A 12,866-nucleotide genomic window follows, 5' to 3' on the forward strand; every position below is an offset into this window, starting at 1 on the left:
CTGTTAAGAAAAAAAGAACTCCGCTTCAAAACGGAGTTCCATTCTAACTCTTAGTAAGAGCCACAGCCACATTTTCTATTTCGTCTTCTTCTACGATTATCTTCCGTCCCAAAGATATCATTTCTTCTATGACAACCACATCTTCTATTGTCATCATCATCTCTTCTTCTGCGGCATCTTCTACGATCATCATCATCATCTCTGCGGTCACATCTTCTTCTGTCACCAAAAAGCAACTTATTCCAGTCACAGCATCTTCTGTCATCCCGACGGTCATCACGACGACCCCCAACTCGGTCATTACAATAATGGCATCCCATAAATTCTTACCTCCTTAGAAAGAATTTATCAGATAAAATAAAGTCTGATATACTCCATCCTATGAATAACAGGTAAATTTGGTATGGGCCAAGTACCCTCTAAGGGCAAAAGTCTATCGATTATTTGTCCTGCTCTTTGTTTCTCAACTGCCACTGACCTATTAATAGCTGAACCACGTGGAGAAACATAGCCTCTCTCGTAATGAGTCCATTCGTAAACACACCGACTGCGCCCTCTTTCTTTCTTATCCCGGAGGTTTGAGTGTACTCATCCATCAAGGGTCCCAGCTCTTCCCCTCCCTTTAACCGACTGCTGATTTCTTTAGGAAGGAGGATTCTGGCACCTCCACCAATGATTTCGTTGCCGCTCCGATCCACGAGTGCCCCCCAGTTACAGACAAACATTCCGTAAAGTGATTCCGTCACTCCTCCTTCAAGACCGATCCCAATATCGCCCTCTGTTGCCCTCAATATGTTCTTAGCACGATTTAACGCACCTTCGATGGTCTCTTGATCAGAGATTGGCTGCTCACCTACATTCGATTCAGTTTTGAAAAACTCGAACTCTACGTCCTCATAGTGTTCCTTAAAAGCCTTTTGAATGGCTTGTACCTTTGCTGGATTTGTTGTTCCAATTCCTATTTTCAACAAATTGATACCTCATTTCTATGGGGGAGTCACTCCCTTTTTGTCTCTAGAAAAAGACTGTCTCAAGAAGTTCATAAATGAGACAGTCTTTTTAGTATATTTTTTTAGAAACGTGAATTAGCCGTTTGATTTAATGGATTCAATTGTGGAACGGTCACATTGCTTCACTAATTTGACAATCAGTTCCTTCGCAGCCGCATAATCATCTACATGGATCATGGATGCATGTGTGTGAATATATCTTGAACAGATACCGATAACTGCACTTGGGACCCCTTCATTTGACATATGTACTCTTCCGGCATCGGTTCCGCCTTGAGAAACAAAATATTGATAAGGAATGTCATTTGATTCAGCTGTATCAAGAACGAATCCCCTGATGCCTCTGTGAGTAACCATTGAACGATCAAGAATGCGAAGGAGAGCACCTTTCCCTAATTGGCCAAATTCATTTTTGTCCCCTGACATATCATTTGCCGGACTCGCATCAAGGGCAAAGAAAATATCAGGATTAATCATATTGGCTGCTGTCTGGGCGCCGCGTAATCCCACTTCCTCCTGAACCGTGGCTCCGGAATATAGGGTGTTGGGAAGTGTCACACCTTGCAGCTCTTTTAACAGCTCAATGGACAATCCGCATCCATAACGGTTATCCCAAGCCTTCGCAAGTATTTTTTTCTCATTCGCCATTGGTGTAAACGGACAAATCGGTACGATCTGCTGTCCTGGTTTAATCCCGATTTCCATTGCATTGTCCCGGTCATCAGCACCGATATCAATAAGCATATTCTTGATTTCCATCGGCTTTCTACGCTGTTCTTCTCCGAGCAGATGAGGAGGGATGCTTCCGATCACACCCGTAATCGGGCCATTATCCGTGATGATTTGAACACGCTGAGCAAGCATAACCTGGCTCCACCAGCCTCCAAGGGTTTGAAAACGAATCATTCCATTATCCGTAACAGACGTGACCATGAACCCTACCTCATCCATATGCCCTGCAACCATCACAACAGGATCCTGATCATTGCCTTTTTTCACTCCAAACACCCCACCCAGGCGATCCTGGACAATGTCATCTGAGTATTGAGACAATTGTTCTTTCATAAATTTACGGACCGCATGCTCATTACCGGGTGCTCCCGGCAATTCAGTCAATGTTTTAAAAAGTTCCAACGTATCTTGTTTCATGTCATATGCCCCTTTTATATAAAATCTACTTTATGTATAATCTTATTTTACAGAACTTTCGAACGTCTTACCACCAATTGAGAAGAAAAGGAGTTCTCTTTTTTATTATTTCTTTGATAGAATGTACCTATAGATGGAAAATAATCGAGAATCACCAGGGAGATAGTGGATAGTATGTTATCTCTAAACATCAAATACTCATTGCCTGTGGAGGGAATAAAAATGAACTGGAAATCTTTCATGATCGGAATCGGAATCGGAGCAGTAGGCGGATATTTTCTTAAAGAAAAACTGGATGATTCAAACATGGTTTCTGCCGAAAAAGTATTAAGGGACGTAAAGCTTTCATTCAAAAAAGAGGGGAACATCGATGGATCCTGGATCGGAATGAAGCCCGAAGACTATCAGAAGCACTCGGTCATAACGAAGGTCTATAAAGGTGGGGTATCCAGAAGAAGAGACGGTGAGCTGGAGCAATATGAGTTTTTAGCAGATGCGTATACGGGCACTGTTGTGGATGTGTATCCTTTATCTTAAAAAAAATAACAGCATCATTAAAAGGATGATCCCAAAATGCCTTGGGACCATCCTTTTTTTATACATTATTTTTCCCTCAGTACGTGATCTACGATTTCTCCATCTCGATTCCACTTGATCCCTCTATATACCGCATCATGATAGAATAGGAACCAGTACTCTCCTTCAATCGCTTGATTGATCCACTTGTCTTTGGCATCGATGGACGTCATTGGATAGTCGTCGTAAGCCAGTACCCATAGTGGATTTTTGTGAGCGTGAGTAGGCATGATATCCGCCATATGAATGAACTTCTCCCCTTTATGCTCTAAAAGGATAATCGAATGCCCGTCACTGTGACCTCCCGTATGCACCATTGTGATTCCAGGAAGTATTTCCTTTTCTCCTTCGAACGTTTCCACTTGGGATTGAATACTCTCCCAATTTTCTTTCCAGTATGTATTACGGGAGCGCACATTCGGATTTCTCATTTCATCCCATTCCACTTGGGAGGTGTAAATGGTTGCATTCTTGAATACTGGTACAAGAGTATCACCTTCATATTTTGTTAAACCGCAAGCATGATCGAAATGCATGTGAGTCATCAATACCACATCAATATCATCTGGCTTCAAGCCCAGTGCTCCCAGGGATGCCTCGATATCCGATTCTTCATGCACACCATAGTTACGTTTTTGTTTCTCATTCAGCTTCCCTTTACCAATACCTGATTCAATTAATACATTCTTACCTTCCCATTTAAAAAAGAGCGGATCTGTTCGTAACTCGATTTGATTCAAGTCATTCACGGCATATTTTTTTGACCAAAGAGGCTTTGGGACCACTCCGAACATAGCTCCCCCATCCATGTGAGTGACGCCTCCATTCAGCCAGTGCACCGTTAGATCTCCAACTTTCAACGTTTCCATTTTGACTCCTCCTTTGTTCATGCCCTTTTATTTTATCAGAATTTATGGACAACTTATAGGTGGATGCTCGGATCACTGCAACCATCATGAATACATAAAAAAACAGCCCTGCGAGATGGCAAGGCTGCTTTAGCAGTGAATTATTGATTTTGATATTGGGCTTCGACCCGGTAGATTCTTTGACCTTTGGCTGAGAATTTCTCTTCATATTCAGTCATGATATTTCCTTCAAAATCGCTTTCATGAAGATCAAGACTCAGGAAATTCAGATGCAGACCATACCATGAGAAGCTCTTTAATGAGTACTCAAATAAGCCTTGATTGTCTGTCTTAAAGTGGATTTCTCCGCCTTTGATCAGTACATCTTCATATAGCTTCAGAAAATCTTTATACGTCAGTCGACGTTTTTCATGTCTGTTTTTCGGCCATGGATCAGAGAAGTTCAAGTACACTCGACTTACTTCTTCTGATGCGAAGTATTCAGTCAGGTTTTTTGCATCGACATTTAACAGCTTGACGTTGGGAAGCCCGGCTTCAATCAAACGATCAAGAGCTGTTACAATGACGCTTTCATATAACTCGATTCCAATATAATTAACGTCCGGATTGGCTCTGGCCATTTCCGTAACAAATTGACCTTTTCCAGTTCCTACTTCAATGTGAATAGGGTTGTCATTGCCAAATTCTTTATTCCATTGACCTTTTATCTCCTGGGGTTCTGCCACAACATACTGTGGATTGTCACTGATTTTCTCAGAAGCCCACGGTTTATTACGTAAACGCATGTAGACACCTCTTTTTTTATTATCGAAAAAAACATACCACGACTATCCGTCCTGTGCAAGAGCCAAAATAGAGCCAATCCCGCTTCAGATCTTCTGGCTGATATACCTACTCCAGGTCCGTCCCTCAAAAAGCGCGCATAATTGAAAAAGGAATTCACACACTATTAGTGAATTCCTTTTTCGGGTCTGGTCATTTTTGGAGGGCTGAAAAAGTACGTGTTTCTTTAAATCTTTGCAGACGAAAATGAAAGGGTGTACTCTATGCCTTTAAATTCACAGAATCAAATGCAGTTATTATCAGATATTTTAAGCAATCACAGTGCGGATTGCTGCGGTTCGGTTTCTGAATGTGAGCAAGTTGAACGATTGGTGAAGTCATTAATGGTTAATGCTGATATTCACGAAAACGTAAAGCCTGTCCTGCAGGAAATTTATCAGTATAGTCAAAGCGGGATATCCTCAGCTGACTTATCCAACCATATTACGTCCAATCAAGAAAACTTGTCCCAATGGGTTACGGATATGAACAACTACTCTTAAAAAATCAAATGACTTTGTGCAGATATTCAATCCAGTGATTCATTTCGTGGAAACGGGCTTTTCCTTTATGCCACTGAATGGATAATATCGTTTGTGCGACCACATACCATTTCATTCTCAGCTTTAAGTTATCGGTTAACTCAACACCATATTGAGTCAGCCAGCTCTCCCATTGGTCTTCAGGGATATACCAGTATAATAATAGACCTACGTCAAAGGCCGGGTCGGCGATCATCGCCCCGTCCCAATCGATTAAATACAACTGGTTGTAATCAGACAGCAGCCAGTTGTTATGATTGACATCACCGTGACAGACTACATATTCTTCCTGATGAACATCCAAGAGCTCTTTTTGAAGAAATAATAGCGCCTCTCTAATAACAGGCAATGAAAGAAGATCGAATTCTAAGCCTGTCTCCACTTCCGTGAGCATATGCTCCGGCTGAAACGGCTCTTTTCCCAACCGCTCAAGCATGGTTGAAAGCGGCTTTGATGAATGAATCTTGTTAAGCAGCCTTGCCACCCGTTCATCTTTCATCTCTTCCGGCTTTAATTCTCTCCCATTTAACCAGTGTTGTGCCGTTATGACATCCCCGTTTTCTAGTCTTTTTGTCCAAACTAGCTTGGGTACGATTCCTTCTGCAGACAATACAGCCACAAAAGGAGAGGAATTGCGTTTCAGAAATAACCTTTGCTCTTGGTACTGAGCAAAGAACGCTTCTCCAGTAGCACCGCCTGCGGGGACTATTTCCCAATCTTGGTCAAATAAGTGTTCCAATATATTCACCTTCTATTGGTCCTTTGTCATGTTTATATGTTCAGTTACGTTAAAGTTTGGATTCATTCACTGCATCAAAAAAGTCTTATAAAATAAAAAAGACAGCTATTGGGCAATACAATCAATAGCCATCTGTTTAAGATTTTATCGTCATCTTGCGTTTTCGTCAAGCACTGGAATGAACTGCTACCTTACAAACACATAGGAAGAGACAGGTTCAAGGGTTATAGTTCGCTCTTCTACCCCATAAAGACCGCTTACATTTGCCCTATTTCCGTCTGACAAACAAATCCAATCTTTTCCTTCCGGGAGGGAATACTGACACTTCTTCAAATCTGAATGGAAGACCATGAAGATATCGTTCCACGGGCCATACGGGTGGACATTCTGATAGCGGACCACAACAAGATTTTCGATGCTATGAGAGACTTCCACATGTTCCCGGATCAGTCCGCTGTTTTGAAATCGGAAGGCACCGTGACTTTTACGGATTTGAATCAGTGCTTTCACGTATTGAACGACATCATCGAATTCTTCTCTTCTCGTCCAGTCTAATTGATTAATTTCAACAGGAGAATTGTAGCTGTTTTCAATTCCCTTTTTCGTCCTGTAAAATTCCTGTCCTGCATGAATAAAAGGGATCCCTTGAGATAGCAGTACCATCGTGGTTGCTAATTTATGGCGATTCATAAGGGTTTCTTCATCTTCATTTAAACAAGCTTTCATTTTATCCCAAAGGGTGTGATTATCATGGGATTCCACATAGTTAACGGATTGGGTCGGCTCTTTAAAGAGCCCTCTTTCCCCATTTTTCATCCCGACACTTCCAGTCAGGACGAGTTCCACCTTTTGTTCCAAGTGTCCGTGACCGAGAGCAAACCCTTTATCATATAAGTTAAACGTACTTCCTTTAATGGTGTCCCGGAACCAGTCATTGAATTGACCGATCCCTTGAAGCTGATGGGCGTTACGCAGGTTGGCCTTTTGATGCGGGGGCAGGGGGGTGTTCAGGTCCCAGCCTTCTCCTATGATGATCGCTCCAGGCAAAACCTTATCCACTTCTTCTCGGATTGTCGTCATGGTCTTAGTATCAAGAATTCCCATCAGGTCAAAACGGAAGCCGTCGACACCGTACTCTTTTATCCAATAAAGAATCGAATCAACGATGAATTTCCTGGCCATCAGGCGTTCGGAAGCAAAATCATTTCCCACTCCCGTCCCATTTGAAGGTAAACCATTTTCGTCGTGACGGAAGAAATACCCGGGAACAAGCTTTTCAAAAGATGAATCCTCCCGAATGAACACGTGGTTGTATACCACATCCAATATAACCCTGATATTTTCTTCATGAAGGCTATTAATCACGCTTTTCAGTTCATTGATCCGCTCATAGGGATCTTCAGGCTTTAAGCTGTAGCTCCCTTCCGGCGCATTAAAAAACAAAGGGTTATATCCCCAATTGTAGCTTTTATCGGAAGGGTGATCCGTCACCCCATCGAAATCATTGACAGGAAGCAGTTCAACATGGGTGATGCCCAGCTCCTTTAAATACTGAATTCCACTACTGAATCCTTTCGGGGTAGAAGTCCCTTTTTCTGTAAAGGCACGATATTTCCCTGCGAATTTCATGCCGCTTTCTTTTTGTGCTGAGAAATCACGGACATTCAATTCATAAATGACAGCATCTGTAGGTGAAAGTAACGGTGCCAAGGAAGAAGGTCCCTCAATTCGTCCAAGGTTCACAACACATCCCCACTCACTGTCGTATGAAATCGATTTAGCATATGGATCAATCAGTTCATCCCAAACCAGATTGATACACGTTAGAATTGTATAATAATAGCGATCTACATCGGTATTCACCTTACATTCCCATACGCCTTTCTCAACTCTCTCGAATGGGTACTGGATTTCTTCATCATCAGGGGATTTCAGCTTAAGTCTTACCTCTGTTGCCGTCGGAGACCATACTTTAAACACGGTGCACCCCTCTTGGTATGTAACACCAAGGTCATCCCCGTCGTAATAAAAACGTTGATCAAACTCTTCGGTCCTTATGACCGCTCCGATTTGGAGGTCTGTCTTTGTGTTATGCTCATCGACAACTTCATAGACTTCACCCAGGACAACCTTCTCACTCTGAATCGTCGTGACATATTTCATCGCATCATTGAGGGGAATCTTTTCTTCAATATGAAGAGCTATTTTTTCACTGCCTTTAATGAGAGAGAAGTGACTGGAATTCCCATCATGATAATCGTATGGAAGAATCAATGTAACCGTATTGAACGTATCTAAGAACGCATCGTAATGTCTGCTAATGACTAACACTTCTGCCACCCACTTCTATTTAACATTTTCCAACTTAATGGAAGAACGTGCACCTTCAATTCATTCCCCTTCTTCAGTTCTTCAATTGTGTCTCCATCTGCGTGCACAGGTACATCCTGACTCGATCGGATGTTCATCGTTGTTCCCGTACACGTGCTGACTTCGTTAAAAGCCGTATGTTTTCCGAAGAAGACAGATAGAAAGACCAGGAGTAATTTCCACCTCGATAACCCATGGACAAGGGTCATATCGATAGATCCATCATCAGGACAAGCCTGTGGGGCGATCTTCATTCCTCCACCAAAAAAAGGCTGATTCGAAACTGTCACAAACCATACTTTGTGAAACACCTGCTCTTTTCCATCCACATCTATCGAAAGGGAAAAAGGTTTATACGTAAACGCTTCCTTACAAAGAAGGATAGGATAGATCAGTTGTCCAAGGGACCATTTGTTCAACCACCTCTTAAAGGATGAACGATTGGCCTTACGGGCAATTTCCGCGTCAAATCCTATCCCTATATTATTCACGAAATACCCATTTGGTCCGCTGTTCATGGTAAATTGACCTGAATCCAAGGTCACGATGTCCTCTTCTTTTATACCTTCCTTTATTAAGGTATATGCTTGTTTTTTATTGTTAGGCCAATTATAGCCCCTTGCAAAATCATTACCACTTCCTGATGGAATATACCCTATAACGACCTTGTCAAAACCGATTGTTCCACTCACCACAGAGTTCATGGTCCCATCACCACCTACTCCCACTACCAGGAGCCAGTCGTCTGGAGATTGATTGACAACACTTGAAACGATCTTCTTCACGTCACCGGGTTGACCAGTCAAAAAAATCTCATGTGGAATATCGATGGTTTGACTAAATTGATTCCACGAAGATAAGGAGTGATGATTCTTTGCTGAAGGATTCACGATAAAAATCGTCCTCATTGTTGGTTCTCATCTGATTCAACAGCATGCTCTCCCCACTGAAGCCTTTTAAATGAAGTAGTTTGGCAATACTCCATGATGGCTTGTGCCGCTTTCAGCTGGACACTCTTGATCGGAGAAGAGCTTGAGCGCTGCTGCTGAAACCATTCGTTGTGGAGACGTTTGTCAAGAAACTGAATGCCCATCGGGGCCTGTGGGTAATCTATGTATCCATTTCTGCTTATCACGCCTTTATGAATCGGAAGGTCAACACCTGCATATTGAATGATTTGATGGAGTATTCCCTCCATCCTTCTCAGTCCGATTAGAGGGTTTAATACCTTCGTCTCTAGATCTCCCCATTTTTTCAACCAGAAACGTTCTCCTGAACCGATGTAGGCAGTTCCCTCTTCAAATTCGAGAAAGGTTAAGCACCAGATCCCTGTTGGGGTGATCAATATGGTTTCGAGTTCTACAGGGGCATGTTTAATTTTCAATACCGGGTTGTACAACACGAATATGTTATCTGGAAAACGCTGAAGCAGGTAGCGTAATCGTTCGTCATAATGATAGCTGTTATCTACATAGGATTTCTCCATGATCGTGGAGCTTGCCCACCTCAACTGAAAATCAAATACAAGGTCCAGGAAGGAAACCTTCAATTCTTCCTCCGTAGAGATATCGTGATGTGATTCCATTTCAAATGCGATTTCTTCATCATTTGCCTGAATGGAGCTTGAGAGCTCCTCTTCTTCCTCTTTCTTTTTGAACAGTGAAAAGAGCTTCTCCTTCATGGAGTTCCTTTCCTGTTCCTGTTCTTCCTCCTTAACGATCGGGGAAGCTGGAGGGAGTTCACCGTTTTCCCAATGTTGTTTCATTTTTTCCCATTGCTGCTTTTTTAATCGGACAAATTGGGAAGGATATCTATATAAATCCGTTTCGTACCTGGAAACGTAATCTTGAAGTTTAATCAGCTGTGCCATATGGATCGGTCCTTTCATGACGGTCAATTTGCATGTAACGGTTTGGTATAAATGGCTTCATACTTAGGCAGACGGTCTACGTGCGTTCGATATAACACGATTTCTCTTGCAGTGAATAAATGGGTGTCAGGCGGCTGAAACGAATTCAACCACTCGGAAGTAAAAGGAAAATCTCTATTCCACTTTCGCCCCACGGTGATATGTGGAGAAAAAGGTCTCTTATCTAATTGAAAGCCCGCATCTTCACACACACCATACACTCTGCCCCGAACCCGCTGTAAGATTTCAGAAGGCTGAGCGCCCAACCATAGAATTCTCGGTGAATCACTTTTTCCAAAAGTACCGTAGTGATCGAGGGTTAATGAAAATGAAGGACAATCAAGCGCGTCCACTTTATGGATCACGGGTTGAAGTTCATCCGCACTTCCCAAAAAGGCCAATGTGATGTGATAGTCCTGCGGGTGCACCCAGCTCTGAAAAGAACCCTCATCCTTCATTGGCTGCGTCCACTTTTGTATGCAGTGTTTCGTTTCTTGAGATAGAGATAGTGCAAAGAAATAGTGAGCTTTCAACATATCACTCGTCCTTTCATTCGTTACTACCATTTTAGCAAAATGTGTCATGAGAGAGAATGACTAGAAGGAAATGCAATAAAAATGAAATACAAAGCTCATTTATTTGATAAGACTTATATGAATTAGTACGATAGAAGAAGAACGTTTTCTGAAAGGAAGTTGACCATGAAAGTTGTACAAAATATAGCTGAACTGATCGGGGACACCCCCCTGGTCAAATTGAATCGACTCAATCCTGCTGACGGAGCGGATGTATATGTTAAATTGGAATTCTATAACCCGAGTAAAAGCGTGAAGGACCGTGCAGCCTTTCAAATGATCGTTGAAGCAGAAAAGGAAGGCTTATTAAAAGAAGGATCGACCATCATAGAGCCCACAAGCGGAAACACGGGTATCGGCCTTGCCATGAATGCAGCAGCAAGGGGATATCGCGCAATACTGGTCATGCCCGATACGATGACTCAAGAGCGTATCAATCTGTTAAAAGCATACGGAGCTGAAGTAGTATTAACACCTGGAGATGACAAAATGCCAGGCGCTATCGAAAAAGCGAAAGAATTAACAGAGCAAATCCCAAATAGCTTCATGCCGATGCAGTTTGAAAACGATGCGAACCCGGATGCCCATCGAAAGACGACGGCCCTCGAGATTGTGGAAGCCATGAAAGAAATCGGCAAGCCCTTATCTGCATTTGTAGCGACTGCCGGAACGGGCGGAACGATTACAGGAACAGGTGAAGTGTTAAGAGAGCATTATCCGGACCTCGCCGTTCATGTCGTGGAACCGGCGGGATCCCCAGTTCTTTCTGGAGGAAAGCCCGGGAAGCATAAGTTAGTAGGGACTAGTCCAGGATTTGTTCCAGAAATACTGAATACCAGTGTCTACGATGAAATCCACAAAATCGAAGACGAGCATGCCTACGATATTGCCCGCAGAATGGCAAGTGAAGAAGGTATCCTCGTAGGGCCTTCATCAGGGGCCGCTTGTTATGCAGCCATTGAAGTGGCGAAGAAGTTATCACCTGATGATGTAGTCGTGTGCATTGCCTGCGATACAGGAGAAAGATATCTATCAAGCGACCTGTTCAGATTTTAATATACAAAAGAAGCTGCGACTAATCGATCCGTTCGATAACCAAAAGAGGCTGCGCCCATGACTGCGCAGCCTCTTTCTTATGATCATTTAACCTTATGATACTGCGTGATGAATTGTTCAGGAGATGACTTAACAACAAACGTCCACACTCCTTCAATCGTGTGAAGATACAAAAAAGTATAGAAAGCTGACAATGGTTTGCTTGTCACATCCATCACGTCCTTGATGGTGAAGCTTCTCGTAGGAGTCTCGATTCGATCACTGTATAAATAAAGATGCTCCTCTGTCTCTACCGTGAATTGCTGGTTGTCTTCTATTCTTCGTTCGGTCTTCATAAATGGTTGTGAACAAATCAATCTCATTTAAAGCCTCCAACTATTTTACAGGGCTTTGTTCCCTTTTTCTTTCACTAAACAGTGCCTGCAGCTTTTTGGTTACAGAACCGGTTTTTCCATTTCCGATCACCTGTTGATCGATCTTAATGACGGGCATGACTTCTGAAGTCGTACTTGCGATGAATACTTCATCCGCTTCGAGAAGATCAGGGACAAGAAACGTCTCTTCTTGAAAAGAGATATTATTTCTTCTGCATAAATCTTCAATGACTCTTCTCGTAATACCATTGAGTATCAAGTTTGTTACGGGATGCGTGTAGATGACTCCATCTTTCACCATGAATGCATTAGAAGAGGAGCCTTCTGTCACAGTATCCCCTCGATGCAAAATAGCTTCAAAATGACCTTCAGATGCAGCTTCTTCTTTTGCCAGCAGGTTTCCGAGAAGATTCAAGCTCTTAATATCACATCTCAGCCACCTGATATCTTCGACCAGCTTAGCTGTTACACCTTGCTCCATCTGGTGAAGAGGAACAGGAAAATCCTTCGTATAAGCAACGACGCTTCCCATTACATCTTTCGAAGGAAAATGGTGCTGACGGGAAGACACACCGCGGGTCACTTGTATATAAACAATCCCGTCTTTCACTTGATTGGAATCGATAAGCTCCAGAAGATGTGCAGTCAGTTCTTCTTCTGAATTCGGAATGGACAGCTTCATCTTTTCAGCACTTTGATAAAGTCTCTCCATATGCTCCTTCATCGTGAACGTGTTTCCGCCGTATACGCGAATCACTTCATAGATTCCATCCCCGAATTGATAACCGCGATCCTCAATATCAATCTTCGCATCGGCACGATCGATAAATTCCCCATTTACAAATACTGTGTTCATTCTGCTCTCCCCTTGTCTC

Annotated in this window: 15 protein-coding genes; 3 read left to right on the forward strand and 12 right to left on the reverse strand. The window is 42.6% G+C overall.

Annotated features, from left to right (window positions below):
- Positions 1 to 43: 43 nt before the first annotated feature.
- The 3 genes from FZC88_RS19675 to FZC88_RS19685 form a co-directional block, all read right to left on the reverse strand.
- The gene (locus FZC88_RS19675; RefSeq protein WP_148970980.1) at positions 44 to 301 is read right to left on the reverse strand and encodes a hypothetical protein; all 258 of its coding nucleotides are present in this window, start codon (positions 299 to 301) and stop codon (positions 44 to 46) included.
- Positions 302 to 440: 139 nt separating this feature from the next.
- Positions 441 to 971, reverse strand: coding sequence for a DUF84 family protein (locus FZC88_RS19680; protein ID WP_316247543.1), 531 nt, complete (start codon positions 969 to 971; stop codon positions 441 to 443).
- A gap of 114 nt (positions 972 to 1,085) precedes the next feature.
- Positions 1,086 to 2,159, reverse strand: coding sequence for a M42 family metallopeptidase (locus FZC88_RS19685; RefSeq protein ID WP_148996143.1), 1,074 nt, complete (start codon positions 2,157 to 2,159; stop codon positions 1,086 to 1,088).
- A gap of 222 nt (positions 2,160 to 2,381) precedes the next feature.
- Between FZC88_RS19685 and FZC88_RS19690 the strand changes: the two genes are divergently transcribed.
- A complete protein-coding gene (locus FZC88_RS19690; RefSeq protein ID WP_148970982.1) occupies positions 2,382 to 2,696 on the forward strand; it encodes a hypothetical protein in 315 nt (104 codons plus the stop codon).
- 65 nt (positions 2,697 to 2,761) lie between these two features.
- Here FZC88_RS19690 and FZC88_RS19695 read toward each other — a convergent pair whose 3' ends face one another.
- Together FZC88_RS19695 and trmB are read right to left on the reverse strand one after the other, a co-directional pair.
- On the reverse strand, positions 2,762 to 3,604 hold the full coding sequence (locus tag FZC88_RS19695) for a YtnP family quorum-quenching lactonase (RefSeq protein WP_148996144.1): 843 nt from the start codon (positions 3,602 to 3,604) through the stop codon (positions 2,762 to 2,764).
- Between the two features lie 140 nt (positions 3,605 to 3,744).
- Positions 3,745 to 4,389, reverse strand: coding sequence for a tRNA (guanosine(46)-N7)-methyltransferase TrmB (trmB, locus tag FZC88_RS19700; protein ID WP_148970984.1), 645 nt, complete (start codon positions 4,387 to 4,389; stop codon positions 3,745 to 3,747).
- A 261-nt stretch (positions 4,390 to 4,650) separates the two neighbouring features.
- Between trmB and FZC88_RS19705 the strand changes: the two genes are divergently transcribed.
- Entirely contained in the window at positions 4,651 to 4,929 is a 279-nt protein-coding gene (locus FZC88_RS19705) for a YtzH-like family protein (RefSeq protein WP_148970985.1), read from the forward strand.
- 4 nt (positions 4,930 to 4,933) lie between these two features.
- Here the strand turns inward: FZC88_RS19705 and FZC88_RS19710 are convergent, their stop codons facing one another.
- The 5 genes from FZC88_RS19710 to thpR form a co-directional block, all read right to left on the reverse strand.
- Entirely contained in the window at positions 4,934 to 5,707 is a 774-nt protein-coding gene (locus tag FZC88_RS19710; protein ID WP_148996145.1) for a phosphotransferase family protein, read from the reverse strand.
- Between the two features lie 186 nt (positions 5,708 to 5,893).
- Positions 5,894 to 8,038 carry a type I pullulanase gene (gene pulA, locus FZC88_RS19715; protein WP_148996146.1) on the reverse strand — a complete coding sequence of 715 codons (2,145 nt, stop codon included), beginning with the start codon at positions 8,036 to 8,038 and terminating at the stop codon, positions 5,894 to 5,896.
- Positions 8,032 to 8,985 (reverse strand): diacylglycerol/lipid kinase family protein, encoded by a 954-nt coding sequence (locus FZC88_RS19720; RefSeq protein WP_148970988.1) that lies wholly within the window; start codon positions 8,983 to 8,985, stop codon positions 8,032 to 8,034. Before FZC88_RS19720 ends, pulA begins: the two co-directional genes overlap by 7 nt.
- Entirely contained in the window at positions 8,982 to 9,947 is a 966-nt protein-coding gene (locus tag FZC88_RS19725; RefSeq protein ID WP_148996147.1) for a nuclease-related domain-containing protein, read from the reverse strand. Before FZC88_RS19725 ends, FZC88_RS19720 begins: the two co-directional genes overlap by 4 nt.
- 23 nt (positions 9,948 to 9,970) lie before the next feature.
- Positions 9,971 to 10,522, reverse strand: coding sequence for an RNA 2',3'-cyclic phosphodiesterase (gene thpR, locus FZC88_RS19730; protein WP_148970990.1), 552 nt, complete (start codon positions 10,520 to 10,522; stop codon positions 9,971 to 9,973).
- A 165-nt stretch (positions 10,523 to 10,687) separates the two neighbouring features.
- Between thpR and cysK the strand changes: the two genes are divergently transcribed.
- Entirely contained in the window at positions 10,688 to 11,617 is a 930-nt protein-coding gene (gene cysK / locus FZC88_RS19735) for a cysteine synthase A (RefSeq protein WP_148970991.1), read from the forward strand.
- A gap of 83 nt (positions 11,618 to 11,700) precedes the next feature.
- Here the strand turns inward: cysK and FZC88_RS19740 are convergent, their stop codons facing one another.
- Both FZC88_RS19740 and dat read right to left on the reverse strand, forming a co-directional pair.
- Positions 11,701 to 11,979 (reverse strand): hypothetical protein, encoded by a 279-nt coding sequence (locus FZC88_RS19740; protein ID WP_148970992.1) that lies wholly within the window; start codon positions 11,977 to 11,979, stop codon positions 11,701 to 11,703.
- Positions 11,980 to 11,992: 13 nt separating this feature from the next.
- Complete coding sequence (dat, locus tag FZC88_RS19745; RefSeq protein WP_148996148.1) at positions 11,993 to 12,847, reverse strand: D-amino-acid transaminase; 855 nt, start codon at positions 12,845 to 12,847, stop codon at positions 11,993 to 11,995.
- Between the last annotated feature and the right edge of the window lie 19 nt (positions 12,848 to 12,866).

Source organism: Rossellomorea aquimaris (genome assembly GCF_008180865.1).
In the GTDB taxonomy this organism is placed as follows: Bacteria; Bacillota; Bacilli; order Bacillales; family Bacillaceae_B; genus Rossellomorea; species Rossellomorea yichunensis.